The organism is Kitasatospora sp. NPDC029367 (genome assembly GCF_055569135.1).
Map to the genome: position 1 here is coordinate 18,131 of NZ_JBVHYH010000047.1, position 22,053 is coordinate 40,183.

Consider the following 22,053-nt stretch of genomic DNA (forward strand, 5'->3'; position numbering starts at 1 on the left):
CGCCGGAGGATTCCGGTGGGATGGGGCGGAGCGGCGGCCCGGAACGGGCGGCGAGGGTGCCGGAACGGACACGGATCCTCGGACCGGTCCGGCGGGAAGAGCGAGGGGACAGTGTGCGTCCGCGAAATGGCCGAAGAGGGAACGAGTGCGCGAAGGGAAGCAGGCGGCCAGGTGAAGGCAAGATGCGTCGTGGGTGTCTGCCCGAGCAGCGATCCGGGTCGTGATCGACGGCGTTACGGACGACGTGACGACGACGCGACGATGCGAGGCAGCGAGAGGACGATACCCGCCAGAACGCGGTGCGTCACTTCGCGGCACCCGAATGTCGGCGCGGGCCGCCACCGCGCGCCCCGGACGGGGCTGTTGAACACCCGTGAACAGGGGCTTTCCCCCCGGATGCGATCATGGTCCGGAGCGCTCGGCGACGGCCCCGAGCGTGTTGCCGGGCGGGTCGCGGGGCGGGCCGTCCGCGAGAGCGGTCGGTCGGAACGGGAATTCCCGCGCGCCCCGGCACGCTGGAAAGGACGAGAGCCGGTCGGAGCAGGACGAGCAGAGAACGGGGAAGGGTGCGCGGTGCGAGACTTCCAGGCGCTGTACGAGCTGGATGAGCGGGGCGTGGCCGCCGTGGCCGAGGCCAACGCGGAGCTGCGCGACACCGGCGCCGGCCTGGTGCTGCTCCAGCACTTCGAGGGGTTCATGGACGCCGGCGAGGCGGGCGCCCAGGTGGTGGCCCACCTGCTGGAGACGGGCTCCCCCCAGGTGGTCGCCCGCTTCGACCACGACCGCCTGGTCGACTACCGGGCCCGCCGCCCCGCGATGGTCTTCGACCACGACCACTGGTCCTCCTACGACCCGCCGGAGATCCTGCTCCAGCTGGTCCGCGACGCCGCCGGCGCCCCGTTCCTGCTGCTCACCGGCCCCGAGCCGGACGTCGAGTGGGAGCGCTTCGCGCGCGCCGTCCGGGAGCTGGTCGAGCGCTTCGAGGTCCGGCTCAGCCTGGACTTCCACGGCATCCCGATGGGCGTGCCGCACACCCGCCCGGTCGGCCTGACGCCGCACGGCAACCGGCTCGACCTCGCGCCGGGGTACCCGCAGTGGTTCGAGCAGGCGCAGGTCCCGGGCAGCGCCCAGGCCCTGCTGGAGTACCGCCTGGCCGAGGCCGGGCACGACGTGCTGGGCTTCGCCGTGCACGTCCCGCACTACGTGGCCCGTTCGGCCTACCCGGCGGCCGCCGTGCTGATCCTGGAGGCGGTGCAGTCCGCCACCGGTCTGGTGCTGCCCGGCACCCGGCTGCGCGAGCGGACGGGCGAGGTCTACGCCGACATCGAGGAGCAGCTGGCCCAGGGCGACGGCGAGTTGCGCTCCGCCATCCGGGGCATGGAGGGTCAGTACGACGCGGTCGCGGGCGCCGAGGGCCGGGAGAGCCTGCTGGCCGAGCCGGTCGACCTGCCGTCCGCGGACGAGCTGGGGCGGCGCTTCGAGCAGTTCCTCGCCGAGCACGAGCGCGGCGCGGAGTAGCGGGACCGGCGTAACGCCCACGGCGCTGCGGGTCCGGCGCAGCGGGTCCGGCGCGGCGGGTCCGGCGCGGCGGACCCGCCGTGGCGGGAGTCATCGGCGCCGCCCGTACGTTGAGCGGTGCGGTGCCCGGGGGGACCGGCCGCCGCATACGGAACCGCCCGTGACCCGCACCCCCAGGGGGGACGCCATGCCCAGGACCACCCGCCCGACGACCGTCGCGACGGCCCTCTCGGCCGCCCTGCTGCTGGCCGCCCTGGCCGGGTGCAGCGGCGGGTCGGACGGCGCGGACGGCTCCGACCGGGGCTTCGCGGGCGCCCTGCCCGGCCGCGCCCCGGCCGGGGCGACCCAGACCCCGACGCCGACCCCGACCCCCACCCCGCCGCCCACCGCCCCGTACGTGGCGCTCGGCGACTCGTACACCGCCGGGCCCCGGATCGCCCCGCAGACCGGCGACCCGGCCGGCTGCGCCCGCTCCGGGGCCAACTACCCCTCCCTGCTGGCGAAGGCGCTCGGGGTGACGCCCGGGCAGTTCCGGGACGTCAGCTGCAGCGGCGCCCGCACCGGGGACCTCAGGAGCCCGCAGCGGACCGCCGACGGCCCCAACCCGGCCCAGCTGGACGCGCTGACCCCGGACACCCGGCTGGTCACCGTGGGCATCGGCGGCAACGACGCCGGTTTCATGGAGGTCGTCACCGAGTGCGCCAAGGCCACCCTGGCGGACGCGGTCAAGGACCTGGTCGGCGAGGACCGCGCGGCCGCGCCCTGCCGGGAGCACTACGCCTCCGGCGGCACCGACGAGGTGCGGGCCCGGGTCGACGCGGCGGGCGAGAAGCTCGGCGAGATCCTCCGGGAGATCGGGCGCCGCTCCCCGCGGGCCCGGGTGTACGTGGTCGGCTACCCGACCCTGCTCCCGGCCGACCCGGCGGGCTGCCGGGCGACCCTGGGCACCACCGTCGCGGCGGCCGACCTCGGCTTCCTCACCGAGAAGGAGCAGCAGCTCAACGGCATGCTCAAGCAGCGTGCGGAGGCCGCCGGGGCGGTGTTCGTGGACACCGCCGGGCCCTCGGCCGGGCACGACATGTGCGCGGGGGAGGACGCCCGCTGGATCGAGCCGCCGTTCCCGGCCCACGGCCTCACCCCGGTCCACCCCAACGCCAAGGGGGAGGAGGGGGTGGCCGCCGCGCTGCTCAGGGCCGTCCGGGGCTGAGGGCAGCCGGGGCTGAGTCCGCCCGCGCCGGTCGCCGCGGTCGGGCCCCGTGACCGGACCGTTCGGGCCCGGCCGATCCGCCGGGGCGGACACCGGCGCGCCTCCCCCGGTTCACGCGCCGGTCCGCACCCCTTCGCGCGCGGCACACCCCGCGTGTCGGGGGCGCGGCGTACCGTGAGTGGCATATGGATGACACCACGCACCGCCTCGCCGCCCCGCTCCCGTACGACCACGCCGCCGAGGCCCGCTGGGTCCCCGAACCGGACAAGCGACCCGGCCGCACCGCCTTCCAGCGCGACCGCGCCCGGGTGCTGCACTCGGCCGCACTGCGCCGGCTGGCCGGTACCACCCAGGTGGTCGCCCCGATGCGCCGAGACTTCCCGCGCACCCGGCTCACCCACTCGCTCGAATGCGCCCAGGTCGGCCGGGAACTGGGCGCGGCCCTCGGCTGCGACCCGGACCTGGTGGAGACCGGCTGCCTGGCCCACGACATCGGCCACCCGCCCTTCGGCCACACCGGCGAGGAGGCCCTCGACCAGGCCGCCGAGGCCTGCGGCGGCTTCGAGGGCAACGCCCAGTCGCTGCGCATCCTGACCCGGCTCGAACCCAAGCGCTTCGCGCCGCCGGAGGACCAGCCGGCCTCCCGGCTCGCCCCCTGGCCCGGCCGCAGCGTGGGCCTCAACCTGAGCCGGGCCGCCCTGGACGCCGCCACCAAGTACCCGTGGACCAAGGGCGGCCACCCGACCGACCCGGCCTCGCCCAAGTACGGCGTCTACGCCGACGACCTGCCGGTCTTCCGCTGGCTGCGGGCCGGCTCCCCGGCCGGGCGCAAGTGCTTCGAGGCCACCGTCATGGACTGGTCCGACGACGTCGCCTACTCCACCCACGACGTCGAGGACGGCCTCCAGGCCGGCCACATCGACCCGGCCGCGCTGCGCGCCCCCGGCGAGCGCGCCGACCTGTTCAAGGTCGCCGAGCGCTACGCCCCGGACGCCGAGCCGGAGGAACTCTCCGCCGCCCTGGACCGGCTGCTGGCCCAGGACTTCTGGCCGCAGGGCTACGACGGCACCGCCCGCGCCCGGGCCGGGCTCAAGGACCTCACCAGCCAGCTGATCGGCCGCTTCTGCCTGGCCGCCGAGCAGGCCACCCGCGCCCGCTACGGCCCCGGCCGGCTGACCCGCTACGCCGCCGAGCTGGTGGTGCCGCGGGAGGTCCGGCTGGAGGTCGCGGTGCTCAAGGCCGTCGCCGTCCTCTACGTGATGATGCGCGACGAGCAGGCCCAGCTGCGGGCCCGCCAGCGGATCGTGATCGCCGAGCTGGCGTACGTACTGAACCAGCGCGCCCCCGAGGGGCTGGACCCGGTCTTCACCGCGATGTACCACGAGGCGGAGGACGACGGCGCCGCCCTGCGCACCGTGATCGACCAGATCGCCACCCTCACGGACGCCTCGGCCCTGGCCCTGCACGGCAGGCTGGTCGGCGCCTCCTGGACCTGACGCCCACCGCACGCGCACCCGGCGCGGCCCGGCCGGAACCCGGGCCGCAACCCCGGTTCGAAACCCCGGCCGCCCCAGTAGACTTCCGGGGTGGCCGGGCGGATCAGGGACGAAGACGTACAGGCGGTGCGCAGCGCACTGCCGATCGACGCCGTGGTGGGCGACTACGTACAGCTGACCAACGGTGGCGGTGGCGAGTACAAGGGCGTCTGCCCCTTCCACGACGAGAAGTCCGCCTCCTTCTACGTGAACCCCGCCAAGGGCGTCTTCCACTGCTTCGGCTGCCAGGAGAACGGCGACACCATCGCCTTCCTGATGAAGATCGAGCACTTCACCTTCGCCGAGGCCGTCGAGCGGATGGCCGCCCAGGCCGGCATCACGCTGCGCTACGAGGAGGGCGGCTACAGCCCCCGCCACCAGCAGGGCGAGCGCACCCGGCTGGTCGAGGCGCACAAGGTGGCCGCCGCCTGGTACCAGGAGCAGCTGGCCTCGGCGGAGGCGGAGATCGGCCGCCGCTTCCTGGCCGAGCGCGGCTTCGACGAGGAGGCCGCGAAGACCTTCGGGGTGGGCTACGCCCCGGCCGGGTGGGAGCACCTGGTCCGCTATCTGCGCGGCAAGGGGTTCAGCGACAAGGAGATCCTCCAGGGCGGCCTGGCCTCGCAGGGGCAGCGCGGCGGTCTGATCGACCGCTTCCGGGGCCGGCTGGTGTGGCCGATCCGGGACATCGCGGGCGAGGTGGTCGGGTTCGGCGCCCGTCGGCTGCGCGAGGACGACAACGGTCCCAAGTACCTGAACACCCCCGAGACGCCGATCTACAAGAAGTCCCACGTGCTGTACGGCATCGACCTGGCGAAGAAGGAGATCGCCAAGTCGGGCCGCGCGGTGGTGGTCGAGGGCTACACCGACGTGATGGCCTGCCACCTGGCCGGGGTCACCTCGGCGGTGGCGACCTGCGGCACGGCGTTCGCCGAGGACCACATCAAGATCATCCGCCGGCTGCTGATGGACACCTCCCAGTACCGCGGCGAGACGGTCTTCACCTTCGACGGCGACGCGGCCGGCCAGAAGGCCGCGCTGCGCGCCTTCGAGGACGACCAGAAGTTCGCCGCCAAGACCTCCATCGCGGTCACCCCGGGCGGCATGGACCCCTGCGAGCTGCGACTGGCCCAGGGCGACGAGGCGGTCCGGCAGCTGATCGACCACCCCGTCCCGCTGTTCGAGTTCGCGCTGAACACGGCGGTCGCCAAGCACCGGGTCGAGACCCCCGAGGGGCAGGCCGCGGCGATGGAGGAGGCGGCCCTGATCGTCGCGAAGATCAAGGACCCGTCGATCCGGCACGGCTACGCGATCCGGCTGGCCGGCATGCTCGGGGTGAACCCGGGCGACGAGCAGTTCGTGGTCCGCCGGATCTCCCAACTGGCCCGCTGGGAGCGGGAGAAGCAGCAGAACCCGCGCGCCAGCGGCCAGCAGCGGCGCACCGAGCAGCCGGTCGCGGCGCCGCGACCGCCCGCGTTCCGGCTCAACCCGCGGGACCCGGCCCAGTTCGTCGAGCGGGAGCTGCTCAAGCTGGCGCTCCAGCACCCGGACCTGGTCAGCCCGGCCTTCGACCAGTACGGCGACGACGAGTTCCCGACCCCGCCGTACACCGCCGTCCGGCAGGCCATCGCCAAGGCCGGCGGCACCGCGTACGGGGCGGCCGCGCCCGACTTCACCGGCGCGGTGCGCGAGGCCTCCCCGGACGACCAGGTGCGCTCGCTGGTGACCGAGCTGACCGTCGAACCGGTGCGCTCGCTGCGCAAGGCGGACGCGATCTACGCGGGGGAGTTCCTGGTCAAGCTGCGCCTGCTGGCCGTCGAGCGGCGGATCGCCGAGGTCCGCGGCTACCTCCAGCGGCTGGGCCACCGGGCGGATGCCGAGCAGCTGCACGCGGTGCAGACCGAGCTGTGGCAGCTCCAGCAGTACGGGGACCAGCTCAAGAGCCGGGGCGCCGCGGCGCTGTAGCGGTTCCTGCTGCGGAGGCGCGCGGGAAGTCCCGTGCAGAAAGTCGGCGCACGAGTCTCGGCCACGGAGCGTGGCGTACCCCACACTGGAGGGCGTCCCACCTCCGTACAGCGCGGGTCCGCCAGAGTCGCGCCCGCCCCGAGGGATGCCCGTGGACCCAGGCCATGCCGCAGCGACCACCGCCACCAGACGAGCCGAGCCGACCGGCCGGGCCGATCCCATCGGACGGGCCGAGCCGACCGGACGGGCCGAGCCGACCGGACGGGCCGAGCCGACCGGACGGGCCGAGCCCACCGGGCCGCCGACCGGGGAGCTTGAGACGGACCACGGCCGGGCCGGGGCCGCGCCCCCGGACCAGCGGGTCCCCGCCCAGGAGCTGCCGGAGGGCCACCCCGACAGCCCGGAGCCGGAGCCGGAGGTCGACGCCGAGGCCGAGGCTGACACCGACGCCGAGGCCGAGCCGGACCTCGACGACGAGGGCCCGGCCGAGCGCTCCGAGGGCGGCGGCCCGGTCGGCGACCTGCTGCGCCAGTACCTGCGCGAGATCGGCCGGATCCGGCTCCTCACCGCCGCCGAGGAGGTCGAACTGGCCCGTCGGATCGAGGCCGGACTGTTCGCCGAGGAGCGGCTCAACGGGGACCCGCCGCCGCCCGACCCGCTGGCCGGCGAGCTGGACTCCCTGGTGGTCCTCGGCCGGATCGCCAAGCGCCGCCTGATCGAGGCCAACCTGCGCCTGGTGGTGTCCGTCGCCAAGCGCTACGTCGGCCGCGGGCTGACCCTGCTGGACCTGGTCCAGGAGGGCAATCTGGGCCTGATCCGGGCGGTGGAGAAGTTCGACTACGCCCGCGGCTACAAGTTCTCGACATACGCGACCTGGTGGATCCGGCAGGCGATGAGCCGGGCGCTGGCCGACCAGGCCCGGACGATCAGGGTGCCGGTGCACGTGGTGGAGCTGATCAACCGGGTGGTCCGGGTGCAGCGCGCGCTGCTGCAGGAGCGCGGAGTGGAGCCGAGCCCGGCCGACATCGGTACCGCCCTGGAGCTCACCGAGGCGCGGGTCCGCGAGCTGCTCCGGCTGGCCCAGGAGCCGATCTCGCTGCACACCCCGGTAGGGGAGGAGGACGACGTCGCGCTCGGCGACCTGATCGAGGACGCCGACGCCGCCTCACCCGCCGAGTCGGCGACCTTCCTGCTGCTGCGCCAGCACCTGGACGCCGTGCTGGCGACCCTGGGCGAACGGGAGCGCCAGGTCGTCCAGCTCCGCTACGGCCTGGACGACGGCCGCCCGCGCACGCTGGAGGAGATCGGCGCGGTGTTCGGCGTGACGCGGGAGCGGATCCGGCAGATCGAGTCCAAGACGCTGGTCAAGCTCCGCGACCACGCCTACGCCGAGCAGCTGCGCGGCTACCTCGACTGACCGGGCGGGGCGGCGGACGGGCTCGGCGAGACCTGCTCGGCCGGCGGTGCCTGGGTCGCGCCCTGCGCCGGTTCGGCCGATGCCGATGCCGATGCCGATGCCGGCGCCGGAGCCGGTGCCGAAGCCGAAGCGGAGGCCGGGTCGCTCGGCGTGGCCGCCGCGGATTTGGCGCCCGGAGGCGGCGAGGCGGGGCCGATCGGGATCGGGGTGGAGGCCACCACCGTGGCCAGGTCGGTGACGGTCCCGGTGCAGTCGTGCCCGGCGGGCTGGAAACCGCAGACCTGGAAGCCGACCGAGGGGTTGGCCGCGTTCAGCATCTGCGAGTAGTTGTCGTAGCCCCAGTGGATCATCGCGGTCTCGCTGTCTCCGGTGCTGTCGGTGATCACCGCGTAGTCCTTGGGCTCGCCCTCGGTGATCGCCGCCCAGGCGGCCTGGCAGGTCTGGCTGTAGCGGAGGTAGACGACGACCTTGCCGATGACCGTGGTCTGCAGGGTGCGGGCGTCCTTGCCGCAGCCGGTGGTCTTGGGGTCCTTGTGGGCGCAGCCGAGGGCCCGGCAGTCGGGGGCGCCCGCGGTGGTCGGGGCGGGCCTGCCGGTGGCCGAGCTGCTCGGGGCCGGCCCGTCGGCGGCCGAGGCCTGGTCGTCGCGCCGGCTGAGGTGCAGCCCGGCCAGCACCAGCAGCAGCGCCAGCACGGCCGCACCGGCGACCAGGGCCGCCGGACGGCGCCACCAGGCGACGGCGGGTTCGGCAGCGGGCCCGTCGGCGGCTTCCTCGGCCGGTCCGGCGGCCGGGTCGTCGGCCGGGTCGTCGGTGGGTCCGGCGATCGGCGTCGGCTCCGCACTCCGGTCCGTAGGCTCCCAGGCCCGGTCAGCGGGCTCCTGGGCCACGGTCTCCTGGGCCACGGGTTCGGCCGCCCGCTGCCGGAGCCGGCGCAGCACCACCGCGTCGCAGTCGACCGCCCCGATCAGCGCCTCCAGCGCCTGCTCGGTGACCACCCGCTTGCCGTTCAGCCAGCGCTCCCAGGAGGCCCGGCTGTAGTGGGTCCGGGTGGCGAGCTCGGACAGTGACAGTCCGGCGGTGTCCTTGAGCTTCCGGAGCTCCTCGGCCAGTAGGCGAGCGGGCTCGGACAGCTCCTCGGGCAGGTCCTTCCAGGCGGAAGCCAACGCGGTCCTCCATGAGTCGCGGGACGTGACGACGGTGGGACGGGGCGGGAGGTGCGCGCCCGGTCCGGCCGTTCGGCGTCTCCTCGTTCTCCAACCTCAGCGGCCCGGTGTCCCAAACTCCAGGTCATGGCGTTGAGACGGACGGAAGTGTCTCACAACCCCCGGGAACCCTCGAACAGTCATGTGTTCGTCGTGCAGAGTTCTCCCTGCCGGTGCGTTCGACCGCCCGGCCGTTTCGTTCGGGCCCCGGCCGGTCGGTCGTGGTCGGCCCGATACGGAGTCCCGGATCCCCCACCGGTCGTGGCAGCCTCACGGGGGGAGGCTCCCCCGACCGACCGGGACCACCCGGTGGGAGGGCGCTTCCCTGTGCCCTCCCACCGCGGCGTTTCCCGGGGCGCCGAGCCCGGCCTTCAGTGGTGGAAGCCCTCGCGGACCGGCACGCCCAGTTCCTGCAGCGGGACGGGCTGGCGGCGCAGCTCCGGCAGCAGCCGGTTGAGGTCGGCCAGCAGCAGGTCGGCGAGGTCCCGGGAGAGGCCGTTGCGACAGACCACCCGGAGCACCGACAGGTCCTGCCGGTTCGCCGGGAAGGTGTACGCGGGGACCTGCCAGCCGCGCTCGCGCAGCCGCCGTGAGACGTCGAAGACGTCGAAGGAGACGTCCTCGGTGGTGGTGAAGGCGAACACCGGGACCTGGTCGCCGCGGGTCAGCAGCCGGAAGCAGTCGAGCTTCCCGATCTCCCCGGCCAGGTAGCCGGCGACCTCCCGGCAGGCGCCCTGGACCGCCCGGAAACCGGCCCGGCCGAGCCGCAGGAAGACGTAGTACTGCGCCACGACCTGCGCGCCGGGCCGGGAGAAGTTGAGCGCGAAGGTCGGCATCTCGCCGCCCAGGTAGTTGACCCGGAAGACCAGCTCCTCGGGCAGGGCCTCCTGGTCCCGCCACAGCGCCCAGCCGACGCCGGGGTAGACCAGGCCGTACTTGTGGCCGGAGGTGTTGATCGACTGCACCCGGGGGAGCCGGAAGTCCCAGACCAGCTCCGGGTCGAGGAAGGGCGCCACCATGCCGCCGGAGGCGCCGTCCACGTGCACCGGGACGTCCAGGCCGGTGCGCTCCTGGAGCTCGTCCAGCGCCGCGCAGATCTCCGCGATCGGCTCGTACGAGCCGTCGAAGGTCGAGCCGAGGACACCGACCACGCCGATGGTGTTCTCGTCGCACAGCGCGACGGCCTGCTCGGGGCCGAGGTGGAAGCGCTCGCCCTCCATCGGCGCGGTGCGGGCCTCGATCTCCCAGAAGTTGCAGAACTTCTCCCAGCACACCTGGACGTTGACGCCCATCACGAGGTTGGGCCGGGCCCCGGCCGCGTAGCGCTCGGGGTTGCGGCGCATCCAGCGGCGCTTGAGCGCCATGCCGGCCAGCATGCAGGCCTCGCTGGAGCCGGTGGTGGAGCAGCCGACCGCGGCGTCCGGGTCGGGGGCGTGCCAGAGGTCGGCGAGGATGGCCACGCAGCGCCGCTCCAGTTCGGCGGTCTGCGGGTACTCGTCCTTGTCGATCATGTTCTTGTCCAGGCACTCGGTCATCAGCCGGGTGGCCTGCACCTCCATCGAGGTGGTGACGAAGGTCGCCAGGTTGAGCTTGGCGCTGCCGTCCAGCATCAGCTCGTCGTGGACCAGCTGGTACGCGGTGTCGGCCGCGACCGCCCCCTCGCCGAGCCGGTGCACCGGCGGGGCGACTTCCATCGCGCCCAGCGGGTCGGTGATGCCGAGGAACGGACTGACGCTCAGCCGGCGGTCGTCGCCGGTCCCCTTGTGCAGGGCCATGGGTGCCTGTCGCCCTTCGCCTCGGTGGCCGTGTCCCGACCCACGCTCCCACCGGGTGGCGGGTGACGCATCTTCACTGCGGACTCCGGCACTGCGGACTCCGGCCGATCGGGATCACCCCCGGCGGCAGCGTTCAGGCGGACGGGCCGGCGGCGGCCTCCGGGTGGATCTGGTCCCGGGCGGCGCGGTACTGCCGGCGCACCGCCGACCCGATCGCCAGGTCCTGTTCGCCCTCGGGCTCGACCGTCTCGGCGTCCGGCAGCGCCCACTCCGGCGGCTCGGGGGTGCCGGCCAGCGCCCAGGCGGCCTGCCGGGCGGCGCCGCGGGCGGCGTGCGCGCCCGGCGGGGGCACCACGACCGGGACGCCGAACAGCATCGGGGCGATGTGCCGGACCGCGGGCAGCCGGCCGGCCGCGCCGAGCAGGAACACCCGCTTGATCCCGACCCCCTGGGCGCGCAGCACGTCCAGGGCGTCGGCGGTGTTGCACAGCATGCCCTCGACGGCGGCCCGGGCCAGGTGCTGGGGGGTCATCGCCTCGGCCCGCAGGCCGGTCAGGGTGCCGGCGGCGTGCGGCAGCGCGGGGGTGCGCTCGCCGTCCAGGTAGGGCAGCAGCACCAGCCCGTAGGCGCCGGGGGAGGAGTGCAGGGCGAGGTCGCTCAGCCCCTCCAGGTCCCGGCCGAGCATGGCGGCGGTGGAGCGCAGCACCTGGGCGGCGTTGAGGGTGGCGACCATCGGCAGGTGGCGGCCGCTCGCGTCGGCGAAGGAGGAGACCAGGCCGGTGGCGTCCACCACGGCCTCCTCGTGCACCGCGAAGATCGTTCCGGCGCTGCCGAGCGAGACCACCGCGTCGCCCGGGCCGAGGCCGAGGCCCAGGGCGGCGGCCATGTTGTCGCCGGTGCCGGCCGAGATCAGCAGGCCCTCGGGGGTGTGCCCGGCGGGTTCGGCGGGGCCGAGCACCTCGGGCAGCCGGAGTTCGTGGCCGAGCGCCAGCTCGACCAGGTCCTGCCGGTACTCGCCGGTGATCGGCGACCAGTAGCCGGTGCCGGAGGCGTCGCCGCGGTCGGTGGTGCGGCGCTTGGGGTGGCCGAGCAGCTGCCAGACCAGCCAGTCGTGCGGCAGCAGCACCTCGGCGACCCGGCGGGCGTTGGCCGGTTCGAACTCGGCCAGCCAGCGCAGCTTGGCGATGGTGTACGTGGGGCCGGGGACGGCGCCGATCGCGGCGGTCCACGCGGCCGGGCCGCCGAGGGCGTCCAGCAGCTTGGCGGCGGCGCCGCTGGAGCGCGGGTCGTTCCACAGGATCGCGGGCCGCACCTGCACCCCGCCCGCGTCCAGGCCGATCATGCCGTGCTGCTGGGCGCTGACGCCGATCGCCCGGACGCCCTCCAGCAGGCCGCCGGCCGCGGCGTCGCCGAGGGAGTGCAGCCAGACCTGCGGGTCGGCCTCGCCGGGGCGCAGGTCCTGGTCCTCGGGGACGGGGTGGGGCGCCTTGCCGGAGCGCAGGACGGTGCCGGTGTCGGCGTCGCACGCGACGATCCGGGTGCGGCTGGTCGAGCTGTCTATCCCCGCGACGATGGCCATGTCGAGATCATGCCTCAGCCCGGCCCGGTACGCGTCCGGGCCGGGTGAGCCGTTGCCGGTTCGGGACCGGGCGTTGGGATCGCCTTTGCCGTGGGATCACCGCCCCGTCGGGAGCGCGGGCTACCGCCCGGTCACGGGCGGACGGTGCCCCAGCCGTCGTCCTCCGCCCGGGAGCGGGTGAAGTACGGCACCCGGTCGGTGACGGCGTTCGGCAGCTTGTCCCCGACCCGGTCCGCGACGGCCCCGGCCGCCTTCCCGGCCACCGCGCCGGCCTGCTGGCGCGCCCGGTCGGCGGCCCCCTGCACGGTGGGGTTCCGCGCGATCCGCCGGGTGACCTCGGTGATCTGTTCGTAGCGCCGGCGCCCGGCCCGCGAGCCGAGGACGTAGCCGGCCGCGAAACCCGCGGCCAACGACAGCTTCCACATGATCGGACCCACCCTCTCCTGGCGGCCTTCTGCCGCATTGCCCTACCCGTTGCCCGGGACGGCGAACCGTCCGCGCCCCCAGCATCCCCGGGAGCCGTCGGCGGCGCGCGCGGGGCACGCCGGGCCGGTGGTCCGGGGCGGCCGGGGAAACGATTGGCGGACCACCCCCCCGAGTGCGCTAATGTATGTCCCGCAGCGAGCGCCGAGGAGCCCGGGTCACGGGAGCCGAAGCGGAAGCCGATCCCCCATAGCTCAATTGGCAGAGCAGCCGACTGTTAATCGGCAGGTTATTGGTTCGAGTCCAATTGGGGGAGCTCGGGACGAGTGCTCCTAGGAGCCCGACTCCCGTGGCAGGTAAGGAAGTTCAGCACAGCGATCCCCCATAGCTCAATTGGCAGAGCAGCCGACTGTTAATCGGCAGGTTATTGGTTCGAGTCCAATTGGGGGAGCTGCGCCGGGTTTGCCCGGTGACTGCTCAGAGCGAAGGCCCCTCGGACGACCGGGGGGCCTTCGTGTTGTCCGGCCCGGTGTCGCGTGCGTCACCCGGCCGCCCCGGTCCCCGGCCCGCCCTGGCCTGCCCCGGCGCCGAGGGCGCGGGCGGGGTGGGCACGGCGGGGGTCAGGTGGTCGCCCTCCGGTAGAGGTCGGCGACCCGCTGGTCGAAGGCCACGCTGTACGAGGTGCCCGGGGTGTCCCCGCCCTCCTCGAGGCCGCCGATCACGCCGACCACCGCGCCGTCGCCGGTCACCCACGGGCTGCCGCTGGTGCCGTCGGTGTAGCCGCCGCAGTCGAAGCGCTCCTGGGTGGCGCTCTGCGAGCTGGTCCGGACCGCGCAGGTGATCGGTTCGTCGCTCTCGTTCGGGTAGCCGGTCACCGAGACCGCCAGTCCGACGCCCCGGCCGGTGCCGAGCGGGTTGCCGCCGACCGCGTCCTCGACCTGCCGGCCGTCGGCCGGGCGGACGGTGACGAAGGCCACGTCGTAGTCCGGATCGTCGTCGGAGGCCCAGCGGGGATCGACCGTGATCGACTGCACCTGCCAACTCCCGTACGGGGAGTACCCGTTGCGGTAGCCGGGGGTGAACACCAGGCCGTCCAGCAGGCCGACCCGCTGGTTCTGCACGCAGTGCGCGGCGGTGACCAGCAGGTTGCGCGCGGGGCTGCGCACCACGCTCGCCGTGCAGGACCGGGGCCCCTGGGCGCTGTGGACAGACAGCGTGCCGATCCGGTCGCGGGCCGCGCTCTGCTGGGCGACCTCGGCGTTCGGCGCCTTGTCCGGCCCGCTGCCGCACGCGGTGCCGGCGGTCAGCAGCAGGGCGGCCAGCGCGGTCGCTCCGGCCGCGCGCGCGGGCGGCACCGGGCGGGGGGCCATCGGGGCTCCGTCTCGTTCCTCGGGGCGGGCATCCGGGCCGTGCGTTCCGCCGTTCGAGAGGAAGATCTACCAGTCCGTGCCCGGCGGCGCCACTGCCGGGTGTTCGAATCGGCCCGGGTCCGGCCCGGGTCCGGCGCGGGTTCGGCCCGGTCAGCCGGTGGCCCGGTCGTAGAGCGCCTGGACCCGGTCGCCGAAGTAGCTGCTGTACGAGGTGTCCGGGCTGTTCCCGCCCTCCTGGTAGCCGCCGATCACGCCGACCACGGTGCCGGTCCTGGTGGACGGGTCGAAGTCGGTGACCCAGGGGCTGCCGCTGGTGCCGCCGGTGTAGTCGGGGCAGTCGATCCGCAGCTGGGTGGCGCTCTGTTCGGCGGTGGTGTTGGAACAGGTGATCGGGACGTCGCTGCTGCCCGGGTAGCCGGTCACCCGCACCGGGAGCTGGTACCCGCGGTTGACGCCCAGTTTGTTGGCGCCGAGCACCTGCTGCACCTGCTGCCCGTTCTGCGCCTGGACGACGGCGAAGGCGACGTCCATGTCCGGGTCGGCGTGGTCCTTCCAGCCGTCGTCCACGCTGACCGCCAGCAGCGGCCAGACCCCGCTCGGGGTGTCGCCGTTGCGGTAGCCGGGGACGAAGACCAGGTCGCTGCGCTGGCCGATCTTCGGGTCCCAGACGCAGTGGGCGGCGGTGACGATCAGGTTGAGCCCGGCGCTGTCGACCACGCTGGCGGTGCAGAAGTGGTCGCCGTCCGCGTTGCGCGTGAACACCGCGCCGACCAGGCCGTTGAGCACCGTGGGCTTGGCGGTACGGGTGACCCCGGTGTGCTTGCCGGTCGCCCCCTTGAAGCGCTGCTTGTTCCAGCCGTGGGCGTTCGCGGCGGCGCTCGGCGGTGCCGAGGTGACCGTCGGGGCGACGGTGCCGGGCCGCGCCGCGGTGGTGCACCCCGCCAGCGCGAAGGCCAGCACCAGCACCCCGGCCGCCGCTCCCGTCCCACGCATCGTCATCAGCCCAGGCTGCCCTGTCCGGGCCCTCCACCGCCACCCGGAGCCCGCCGCCGGGACCGGCCCGCGCCCTCCCGCACCCAGCTGCGCCCCCGGCGCGCACCACGGGTGATCGACCGGCTATGCTGCCCGGGACGGCCTCGCGGGGCCGTCTGCTGCTGCCGTGGCCGACGACCGGCGCGCGCGGCGAACCGGGGCGGTAGCTCAGCCGGTTAGAGCAGGGGACTCATAATCCCTTGGTCGTGGGTTCGAGTCCCACCCGCCCCACCTCTGCGACGCGTGACGAGTGTCGTATTTACCGTCCGTCGGCGGGGCGCCTGAACTGGCGCCTTCACCGCCCGTGACGACGGAGAGTCTAGAGCGCGGCCCCCCTCTTCCGGTCGGTGGCGCGCCGGAATTCACCCGGCCGTGGGCATCGCCCCGGCGCTCCCTGACACGTTCGCGCCGAACCCCGCGCCTGCCTTCCTCCGCACCGCTTCCGTCCCGGCCCTGGCGTGCTGTGCGAAAAAAGTGATATCACTTTGACAGCTGCAGCGGACGTCCGCGCGGCGCACAGCGCACAAGGGGGGAGTCGGTCCCATGACCGCACCGCACGTCTCCGTCGAGGACGGCCCCGTCCTCGACCTCCCGGCCCCGAAGGTCACCGAGCGGGTGATCACCGGCGCGCCGGGGCTGCCGGTGCTCGGCGGCGCCCTGCTGGGCGGGCTCGCCGGGCTTGCCGGCCTGATCACCGGCGGGGTCCAACTCGCCGGTGGTGACAAGGGGTTGGGCGTTCCGCTGGTGGTCCTGGGGCCGCTGCTGCTGCTCGGCTCGCTGATCCTGCTCTGCGGGCTGACGGTGGTCTCGCCCGGCTCGGCCCGGGTGGTCCAGCTGCTCGGCACCTACCGGGGGACGGTCCGCGCCGAGGGGATCAGCTGGCTGAACCCGTTCACCAGCCGCCGGCACATCTCGCTGCGGATCCGCAACCACGAGACCGAGACCGCCAAGGTCAACGACGCGGACGGCAACCCGATCGAGATCGCCGCCGTGGTGGTCTGGCAGGTCGAGGACTCCGCGATGGCGGTGTTCGAGGTGGATGACTACACCGACTTCGTCGCGATCCAGACCGAGACGGCCGTCCGGCACATCGCCACCAGCTACCCGTACGACGCCCACCACGAGGGGCAGTTGTCGCTGCGCGACGGCGCGGACGAGATTGCCCGCAAGCTGTCCGCGGAGATCGCCGCCCGGGTCGCCTCGGCCGGTGTGCGGGTCGTCGAGTCCCGGATCACCCGGCTCGCCTACGCGCCCGAGGTCGCCCAGGTGATGCTCCAGCGGCAGCAGGCCGGGGCCGTGGTGGCCGCCCGGCGGCTGATCGTCGAGGGCGCCGTCGGTATGGTCGAGGAGGCCTTGGACCGGCTCGCCGAGCGGGACGTGGTGGAGTTGGACGAGGAGCGCAAGGCCGCCATGGTGAGCAACCTCCTGGTGGTGCTCTGCGGCGACCGGGGCACCCAGCCCGTCGTGAACACGGGCTCCCTCTACCAGTAAGGGCGCGGCGTTGGCGACGGAACGGAAGAAGCTCCTGCTGCGACTGGATCCTTCGGTTCACGACGCACTGGCGCGGTGGGCCGCGGACGAACTGCGTAGCACCAACGCCCAGATCGAGTTCGTGCTCCGCCGCGCCCTCGGTGAGGCCGGCCGGATGCCCAGCGGCGCGGCCCGGCTTCCCCGGCGCGGCCGACCGCCCAAGGAGAGCCCGGAGGACGGCGGTCCCGCCTAGGGCGTGTCTGGCGATTCCCGCCGGGCGCGAATTGTCAGACAGGCCCGAGGACTGACCGCGGCGGCCGGGTGCTCCGCAGATCGTCCCAGATCCTTCGGAGACCGAGATGGACCTTCCCGTCAATCTGCCCGAGAAGCTCTACCTGCTCGCCTACGACCCCGAGCGCGGGCGGCTCACCCGCACCACCGACCTGGACCTGGCCCTGCGGGCGGCGGCGCTCACCGAGCTCCTCCGCCGCGGGCTGCTCCGTGACGACGGCCGGCACCCGGCCCCCGTCGACGGCCCGACCGACGGGCTCGATCCGCTCTCCGCCGCGCTGCTGGAGCAGATCCGCCAGGGGCGGCGGCGCACCTGGTGGAGCTGGATCGGGCGCCCGGGGAGGTCGGCGCGGGTGGTCCGCGACGGGCTCGCGGCCGCCGGGCGGATCCGGGTCGAGGAGCACCGGGTGCTCGGGATCTTCCCGGTCGCCCGGGTGACCCTGACGGAGCCCCGGGTGCGCAAGGCGCTGGCGGCGAGCGTCACGTCGGCGCTGAGCGGCCCGTTCAGCCGGGTCGACCCGGCGGACGCGGCGCTGGTCGCCCTGGTCGACGCGGCCCGGCTGAGCCCGGCCCTGACCTGGCGCCGGCGGCGCGAGTTCCGGGCCCGGATCGACAAGCTGGCCCCCGCGGCCGGCCCGGTCCCGCGCGCCCTGCGCCGGGCCGTCAACGCGAAGTACGCGGACGGCGGGGCGGGCTGACCCTCCTGGGCGCCGCCGGCCGGCCTGGACGGGGGCCCGTAAGCTGGCCGGATGCTCGAACCCGCCCTGCTGCCGACCCCGCTGGTGGACTGCACCGACGGGGTGTTCGCCCGGGCCGGGGTGGAGCTGCGGCTCAAGCGGGACGACCTGCTGCACCCGACCGTCCCCGGCAACAAGTGGCGCAAGCTGGCCCCGAACCTGGCCGCCGCCGTCGAGCACGGGCACACCCGGCTGCTGACCTTCGGCGGCGCCTACTCGACCCACCTGCGGGCGGTCGCGGCCGCCGCCGACGCGCTCGGCCTGGAGAGCGTCGGGCTGGTGCGCGGCGAGGAGCTGGCCGACCGGCCGCGCAACTGGTCGCTGCGGGCCGCCGAACGCTCCGGGATGCGGCTGGAGTTCCTCACCCGGGCCGCCTACCGCGAGGTCACCGGCCGGGCCGGCACCGGTGACGGTACGGAGTTCCAGCGCCGCTGGGGCCGCTGCCTGGTGCTCCCGGAGGGCGGCTCCAACGCCCTGGCCGCGATCGGCGCGGCCACGATCCCGGCCGAACTGCCGGACCTGGACGGGCGTGACGTGGTCTGCTGCCCGGTGGGCACCGGCGGCACCCTGGCCGGGATCGCGGCGGGCCTGCCGCCGGGCGCAAGGGCGCTCGGGGTGGCCGTGCTGCGCGGCGGCGAGGGCTACCTGGAGGCGGAGGTCGCCCGGCTGCACCGGGCCGGGTTCGGGCGGGAGTTCGCCAACTGGCGGATCGACCATGCCCACCACGGCGGCGGCTACGGCAAGGTCCCGGCCGAACTCGCCGCCTTCGCCGCGGAGTTCGAACGCCGCCACGGCGTCCCGGTGGAACGCCGGTACGTCGCCAAGCTGCTCGCCGCGCTGGCCGACCTGGCCGCGGCGGGTGCCTTCGTCCCCGGCACCCGCCTGACGGCCGTGGTCACCGGCCTGCCGGACCCGGAGTAGCTGGGGCCCAGGGCCCGGAGTAAGGCGGGTCCTACGACCCGAAGGTCAGGTCGGCGCAGGGGTCGGTGTCGGCGCCGCGGGTGTTCTCCGCTATGCCGGTCGGGATCCCGCTGGGCGCGGTGGCCGTGGGCGAGGGTGCGGTCACCGAGTTCAGCTGGGTGCCGGCCGCCCGGTAGTCCGCGCCGAGGGTGACGGTGATCGCGCCCGAGCCGGGCTCCTCGACGGCGCCGGCGCCGGGGAAGAGCGCGACGACCTGGTCGGCGGCGGCCTTGAGCGTCGGGTCGTAGGAGACCTCGGTGTGCTGCTTGCCGGGGTTGTTGGCGCCGAGGGTGACGTTCTGGAAGCCGCGTCCCTTGAGGGTCTCGGCGCCGGAGCCGGCCAGGCCGGGGGTGCCGACGCCGTTGACCACGGTGACCGGGGCGGCGGCCTGTTCGGCGGTGAGCGGCGCGTTCGTCCCGGAGCCCGCACTCGGCGAGGCGGAGGCGGCGGCGGAAGCGGAGGCCGCGGCGGTGGCCGCACCGGTGCCGCCGGTGCTCTGCCCGTCCAGGGTGCGGTCCTCGCGCAGCAGCTTCCACAGCGCGTCGGCGTCCGGCTGGACCAGCCGCACCCGGTCCCCGGCGAAGCGCCAGGGGGCGGTGACGAAGGTGACGTCGGAGAGCTTGATGTCCTCCATCGAGCGGGCGAAGTCCACCAGCTTCATCGCGGTGCCGAGGCCCTCGTCCACGGTGAGCGACCTGGTGGCGGCGTCGGCCAGCGGCAGCAGCGTGGGCAGCGAGAAGCCCTGGGACTGGACCTTCTTGATCATCGAGGAGAGGAAGGCCTGCTGGCGCTTCATCCGGCCTATGTCGGAGTTGTCGCCGATGCCGTGCCGGGCCCGCAGGTAGTCGACCGCGGACTTCCCGGAGAGCTTCTGCATCCCCTTCTTGAGCTGGATGCCGTACTCGTTGACGTCGTTGGGCACGCAGGCGTCCACGCCGCCGATGGCGTCGGTCATCGCGGCGGCGCCCTTGAAGTCGACCACGATGGTGTGGTCGACCCGCAGCCCGGTGAGCTTCTCCACGGTGTTCTGGGTGCAGGCGGGGTTGCCCTTGGCGAGTTCGCCGAGGCTGAACGCCGAGTTGAACATCTGGTCGTTGCGGGGCTTGGTCCAGGTGCCGTCCGCCAGCTTGCAGGACGGGATGGTGACCAGGGTGTCGCGGGGGATCGAGACCCCGACGGCGTGCTTGTGGTCGGCGTAGACGTGCACCAGGATCGCGGTGTCCGAGTTGCCGACGCCCTCGTCGCCGCCGCCCAGCGAGTTGTTCCCGTCGTCGCGGGTGTCCGAGCCGAGCAGCAGGATGTTGACCGGCACCTGGGCGCCGGGGCTGGCCGGCACGGGGGCCGGCGGGCGCTCGGTGGCGACGCCGCCCGCGTCGAAGGTGGTGATGTTGTTGTCCAGCCGGTGGTAGAACCAGGCCCCCGCCCCCACGACCGACAGCACCAGAACGGCGGCCAGGCCGATGGCGGTCCGCAGGTAGCGGCGCCGGCGCGTGCTGCTGCTCATCCCCGTGCCCCCCGTCCTCAGGTCTCTCGCGTTCGATGTTCGAACGTTAGACGTTCCGGAAGGCTGTTCGGTTACCCCCTGGGGGCGGGCGAATCGGGCGGCGGGGCTGTGATGCTGGTCACGCGCCGGGGCCGGAGGCGCCGGTGAGCATCCGCCGGAGCAGGTCCCGCAGGACGGTGCGCTCCTGCGGGCCGAGCGCGGCGAGCGGCTCGCGGGCGAAGTTGAGCGACTCGCGCAGCTCCTCGGAGGCGGCCGAGCCGGTCTCGGTGGCGGCGACCAGCTTGACCCGGCGGTCCTGCTGGTCGGCCTGCCGGGTGACGAAGCCGCGGGCCTCCAGCCGGTCGACGATGCCGGTGATGTTGGAGGGCTCGCAACTGAGCGTCTGGGCGATGTGGCGCATCGGCAGCGGGCCGCGCCGCAGCAGCGCGAGCACCTTGGCCTGGGCGCCGGTGAGCGAGCGGGCGGCGGCGGCCTCCTCGTACTCGCGGTGGAACAGGGCGACCAGGTTGGCCATCAGGTCGACGACCTCGCGGGTGATCTCGTCGGACTGCGGCGTGGCGACCTCGGTCTGCTGGGTGTCCATGCCTCAGAGTCTACCTGAAAAGTTGACAACGTGAACCTTTCACGTCCATCGTTACTTCAGTTGCTCAACCTTTTACCTGCCAAACCCCCCCAAGGAGCACCTCCATGGCAGAGCAGGCCACCCCCGCCACCGCCCGTGAATGGCACCTCGCCGCCCGCCCCCAGGGCTGGCCCGTGCCCGCCGACTTCGCCCTGGTCGAGGCCCCGGTCCGGACCCCGGGCCCGGGCGAGATCCTGGTCCGCAACACCCACCTCTCGGTCGACCCGTACATGCGCGGCCGGATGAACGACGTCAAGTCCTACGTGCCCCCGTTCCAGCTCGGCCAGGCGATGGACGGCGGCGCGGTCGGCTACGTGGTCGCCTCCGAGGCCGAGGGCTTCGCCCCCGGCGACGCCGTGCTGCACGGGCTCGGCTGGCGCGAGTACGCCACCGTGGACGCGAAGCGCGCGGTCAAGGTCGACCCGGCCGCCGCCCCGCTCTCCGCCTACCTCGGCGTGCTCGGCATGCCCGGCCTGACCGCCTACGCCGGACTGCTCGCGGTCGGCGGCCTCAAGGAGGGCGACAAGGTCTTCGTCTCCGGCGCGGCCGGCGCCGTCGGCTCGCTGGTCGGCCAGATCGCCCGGCTCAAGGGCGCCTCGCTGGTGGTCGGCTCGGCCGGCTCGGCGGAGAAGGTCGCCAAGCTGGTGGACGAGTACGGCTTCGACGCGGCCTTCAACTACAAGGACGGGCCGGTCGCCGAGCAGCTCGCGAAGGCCGCCCCGGAGGGTATCGACCTCTACTTCGACAACGTCGGCGGGGAGCACCTGGAGGCCGCGATCGGCGCCCTCGGCGTGCACGGCCGCGCGGTGCTCTGCGGCGCGATCGCCCAGTACAACGACACCACCCCGCCCGCCGCCCCGCGCAACCTGGCGCTGGCGATCGGCAAGCGGCTGCGCCTGGAGGGCATGCTGGTCGCCGACCACGCCGCCCTGCAGCCGCAGTTCGTGGCCGAGATGAGCGGCTGGCTGCGCTCCGGCGAGCTGCGCTCGGAGGAGACCGTGGCGGACGGCTTCGAGAACGCCGTCGAGGCCTTCCTCGACCTGCTCCGCGGCGTCAACACCGGCAAGATGGTCGTGCGCCTGGACGGCTGACCCTCCGTCAGGTCCTCGATCCGGAGTCGAACCCGCCCCGCCGCCCCGACCGGGCGTGCGGGGCGGTTCGCGTGCACGGCGCAGGGGATCCGGCCGCACTACCGCATTCCGGCCGGATCCGAAAGTGCGTCATCCATCGCCCCGCGCCGCGCGGTACGGTGGTCCCGCCTGGCGATGGGGCCGTTCGGGGGAGAGATCCGGCCGAGGGGTAGACCTCGTTGAGGATTCGACTAGCATTGAGCGAAAGCCTGTCCGTTTTGCTCAATTTAGTAGCTTAATGTCGGCTAACGTGGGTAACTGTGGATCAACTGCAGGCACGAGGCAGCTGGGGAAGGCGACCCTCGTCCACAGCCTGGAG

At 74.1% G+C, this 22,053-nt stretch carries 18 protein-coding genes and 3 tRNA genes; 13 read left to right on the plus strand and 8 right to left on the minus strand.

Annotation, left to right across the window (positions count from 1 at the left end; all coding sequences use genetic code 11):
* Positions 1 to 573 precede the first annotated feature (573 nt).
* The 5 genes from ACZ4W5_RS23920 to ACZ4W5_RS23940 all read left to right on the plus strand — a co-directional run bounded on the left by ACZ4W5_RS23920 (position 574) and on the right by ACZ4W5_RS23940 (position 7,639).
* Positions 574 to 1,518, plus strand: a complete 945-nt coding sequence (locus tag ACZ4W5_RS23920; RefSeq protein ID WP_360228636.1) for a PAC2 family protein — start codon at positions 574 to 576, stop codon at positions 1,516 to 1,518.
* A gap of 187 nt (positions 1,519 to 1,705) precedes the next feature.
* Entirely contained in the window at positions 1,706 to 2,725 is a 1,020-nt protein-coding gene (locus tag ACZ4W5_RS23925; RefSeq protein WP_465656757.1) for an SGNH/GDSL hydrolase family protein, read from the plus strand.
* 185 nt (positions 2,726 to 2,910) lie between these two features.
* Positions 2,911 to 4,221, plus strand: coding sequence for a deoxyguanosinetriphosphate triphosphohydrolase (locus ACZ4W5_RS23930; protein WP_465656759.1), 1,311 nt, complete (start codon positions 2,911 to 2,913; stop codon positions 4,219 to 4,221).
* 90 nt (positions 4,222 to 4,311) lie between these two features.
* Positions 4,312 to 6,222, plus strand: coding sequence for a DNA primase (gene dnaG / locus ACZ4W5_RS23935; RefSeq protein ID WP_465656760.1), 1,911 nt, complete (start codon positions 4,312 to 4,314; stop codon positions 6,220 to 6,222).
* Between the two features lie 145 nt (positions 6,223 to 6,367).
* Entirely contained in the window at positions 6,368 to 7,639 is a 1,272-nt protein-coding gene (locus ACZ4W5_RS23940; protein WP_465656762.1) for an RNA polymerase sigma factor, read from the plus strand.
* On the opposite strand, the gene ACZ4W5_RS23945 is transcribed toward ACZ4W5_RS23940, so the two are convergent.
* The 4 genes from ACZ4W5_RS23945 to ACZ4W5_RS23960 form a co-directional block, all read right to left on the minus strand.
* Positions 7,627 to 8,802 (minus strand): helix-turn-helix domain-containing protein, encoded by a 1,176-nt coding sequence (locus tag ACZ4W5_RS23945; RefSeq protein ID WP_465656763.1) that lies wholly within the window; start codon positions 8,800 to 8,802, stop codon positions 7,627 to 7,629. The two genes, ACZ4W5_RS23940 and ACZ4W5_RS23945, sit on opposite strands and share 13 nt — an antisense overlap.
* A 410-nt stretch (positions 8,803 to 9,212) precedes the next feature.
* The gene (locus tag ACZ4W5_RS23950; protein ID WP_465656765.1) at positions 9,213 to 10,616 is read right to left on the minus strand and encodes a glutamate decarboxylase; all 1,404 of its coding nucleotides are present in this window, start codon (positions 10,614 to 10,616) and stop codon (positions 9,213 to 9,215) included.
* 133 nt (positions 10,617 to 10,749) lie between these two features.
* A complete protein-coding gene (locus ACZ4W5_RS23955) occupies positions 10,750 to 12,195 on the minus strand; it encodes an FGGY family carbohydrate kinase (RefSeq protein WP_465656767.1) in 1,446 nt (481 codons plus the stop codon).
* Positions 12,196 to 12,326: 131 nt separating this feature from the next.
* On the minus strand, positions 12,327 to 12,620 hold the full coding sequence (locus ACZ4W5_RS23960) for a hypothetical protein (protein WP_465656769.1): 294 nt from the start codon (positions 12,618 to 12,620) through the stop codon (positions 12,327 to 12,329).
* Positions 12,621 to 12,861: 241 nt separating this feature from the next.
* On the opposite strand from ACZ4W5_RS23960, the gene ACZ4W5_RS23965 reads away from it, so the two are divergent.
* A tRNA-Asn gene (locus ACZ4W5_RS23965) sits at positions 12,862 to 12,934 on the plus strand.
* 62 nt (positions 12,935 to 12,996) lie between these two features.
* Positions 12,997 to 13,069, plus strand: a tRNA-Asn gene (locus tag ACZ4W5_RS23970).
* Between the two features lie 169 nt (positions 13,070 to 13,238).
* Here the strand turns inward: ACZ4W5_RS23970 and ACZ4W5_RS23975 are convergent.
* Complete coding sequence (locus ACZ4W5_RS23975; protein ID WP_465656771.1) at positions 13,239 to 13,988, minus strand: trypsin-like serine peptidase; 750 nt, start codon at positions 13,986 to 13,988, stop codon at positions 13,239 to 13,241.
* 150 nt (positions 13,989 to 14,138) lie between these two features.
* Entirely contained in the window at positions 14,139 to 14,987 is an 849-nt protein-coding gene (locus tag ACZ4W5_RS23980; protein WP_360228606.1) for a trypsin-like serine peptidase, read from the minus strand.
* Between the two features lie 190 nt (positions 14,988 to 15,177).
* On the opposite strand from ACZ4W5_RS23980, the gene ACZ4W5_RS23985 reads away from it, so the two are divergent.
* The 5 genes from ACZ4W5_RS23985 to ACZ4W5_RS24005 all read left to right on the plus strand — a co-directional run bounded on the left by ACZ4W5_RS23985 (position 15,178) and on the right by ACZ4W5_RS24005 (position 18,439).
* Positions 15,178 to 15,251 (plus strand) — tRNA-Ile (locus ACZ4W5_RS23985).
* Positions 15,252 to 15,563: 312 nt separating this feature from the next.
* Entirely contained in the window at positions 15,564 to 16,511 is a 948-nt protein-coding gene (locus tag ACZ4W5_RS23990) for an SPFH domain-containing protein (RefSeq protein ID WP_465656773.1), read from the plus strand.
* A 10-nt stretch (positions 16,512 to 16,521) separates the two neighbouring features.
* Positions 16,522 to 16,743, plus strand: coding sequence for a type II toxin-antitoxin system antitoxin (locus ACZ4W5_RS23995; protein ID WP_360228565.1), 222 nt, complete (start codon positions 16,522 to 16,524; stop codon positions 16,741 to 16,743).
* A gap of 106 nt (positions 16,744 to 16,849) precedes the next feature.
* Complete coding sequence (locus tag ACZ4W5_RS24000) at positions 16,850 to 17,479, plus strand: GOLPH3/VPS74 family protein (protein WP_465656775.1); 630 nt, start codon at positions 16,850 to 16,852, stop codon at positions 17,477 to 17,479.
* A gap of 51 nt (positions 17,480 to 17,530) precedes the next feature.
* Positions 17,531 to 18,439 (plus strand): 1-aminocyclopropane-1-carboxylate deaminase/D-cysteine desulfhydrase, encoded by a 909-nt coding sequence (locus ACZ4W5_RS24005; RefSeq protein WP_360228559.1) that lies wholly within the window; start codon positions 17,531 to 17,533, stop codon positions 18,437 to 18,439.
* A gap of 31 nt (positions 18,440 to 18,470) precedes the next feature.
* Here the strand turns inward: ACZ4W5_RS24005 and ACZ4W5_RS24010 are convergent, their stop codons facing one another.
* Together ACZ4W5_RS24010 and ACZ4W5_RS24015 are read right to left on the minus strand one after the other, a co-directional pair.
* Complete coding sequence (locus tag ACZ4W5_RS24010; RefSeq protein ID WP_465656777.1) at positions 18,471 to 19,982, minus strand: LCP family protein; 1,512 nt, start codon at positions 19,980 to 19,982, stop codon at positions 18,471 to 18,473.
* Between the two features lie 118 nt (positions 19,983 to 20,100).
* Complete coding sequence (locus ACZ4W5_RS24015; RefSeq protein WP_360228553.1) at positions 20,101 to 20,565, minus strand: MarR family winged helix-turn-helix transcriptional regulator; 465 nt, start codon at positions 20,563 to 20,565, stop codon at positions 20,101 to 20,103.
* Positions 20,566 to 20,669: 104 nt separating this feature from the next.
* On the opposite strand from ACZ4W5_RS24015, the gene ACZ4W5_RS24020 reads away from it, so the two are divergent.
* Complete coding sequence (locus ACZ4W5_RS24020) at positions 20,670 to 21,695, plus strand: NADP-dependent oxidoreductase (protein ID WP_360228550.1); 1,026 nt, start codon at positions 20,670 to 20,672, stop codon at positions 21,693 to 21,695.
* Positions 21,696 to 22,053: the final 358 nt, after the last annotated feature.

Excerpts from the sequence above, each read along its gene's own strand:
- ACZ4W5_RS24000 (WP_465656775.1), top strand. The coding sequence starts at position 16,850 with ATGGACCTTCCCGTCAATCTGCCCGAGAAGCTCTACCTGCTCGCCTAC.
- ACZ4W5_RS23960 (WP_465656769.1), bottom strand. The coding sequence starts at position 12,620 with ATGTGGAAGCTGTCGTTGGCCGCGGGTTTCGCGGCCGGCTACGTCCTC.
- ACZ4W5_RS23975 (WP_465656771.1), bottom strand. The coding sequence starts at position 13,988 with ATGGCCCCCCGCCCGGTGCCGCCCGCGCGCGCGGCCGGAGCGACCGCG.
- ACZ4W5_RS23950 (WP_465656765.1), bottom strand. The coding sequence starts at position 10,616 with ATGGCCCTGCACAAGGGGACCGGCGACGACCGCCGGCTGAGCGTCAGT.
- ACZ4W5_RS23930 (WP_465656759.1), top strand. The coding sequence starts at position 2,911 with ATGGATGACACCACGCACCGCCTCGCCGCCCCGCTCCCGTACGACCAC.
- ACZ4W5_RS23925 (WP_465656757.1), top strand. The coding sequence starts at position 1,706 with ATGCCCAGGACCACCCGCCCGACGACCGTCGCGACGGCCCTCTCGGCC.
- ACZ4W5_RS23980 (WP_360228606.1), bottom strand. The coding sequence starts at position 14,987 with ATGACGATGCGTGGGACGGGAGCGGCGGCCGGGGTGCTGGTGCTGGCC.
- ACZ4W5_RS23940 (WP_465656762.1), top strand. The coding sequence starts at position 6,368 with ATGCCCGTGGACCCAGGCCATGCCGCAGCGACCACCGCCACCAGACGA.
- ACZ4W5_RS23955 (WP_465656767.1), bottom strand. The coding sequence starts at position 12,195 with ATGGCCATCGTCGCGGGGATAGACAGCTCGACCAGCCGCACCCGGATC.
- ACZ4W5_RS24010 (WP_465656777.1), bottom strand. The coding sequence starts at position 19,982 with ATGAGCAGCAGCACGCGCCGGCGCCGCTACCTGCGGACCGCCATCGGC.
- ACZ4W5_RS24020 (WP_360228550.1), top strand. The coding sequence starts at position 20,670 with ATGGCAGAGCAGGCCACCCCCGCCACCGCCCGTGAATGGCACCTCGCC.
- ACZ4W5_RS24005 (WP_360228559.1), top strand. The coding sequence starts at position 17,531 with ATGCTCGAACCCGCCCTGCTGCCGACCCCGCTGGTGGACTGCACCGAC.
- ACZ4W5_RS23990 (WP_465656773.1), top strand. The coding sequence starts at position 15,564 with ATGACCGCACCGCACGTCTCCGTCGAGGACGGCCCCGTCCTCGACCTC.
- ACZ4W5_RS24015 (WP_360228553.1), bottom strand. The coding sequence starts at position 20,565 with ATGGACACCCAGCAGACCGAGGTCGCCACGCCGCAGTCCGACGAGATC.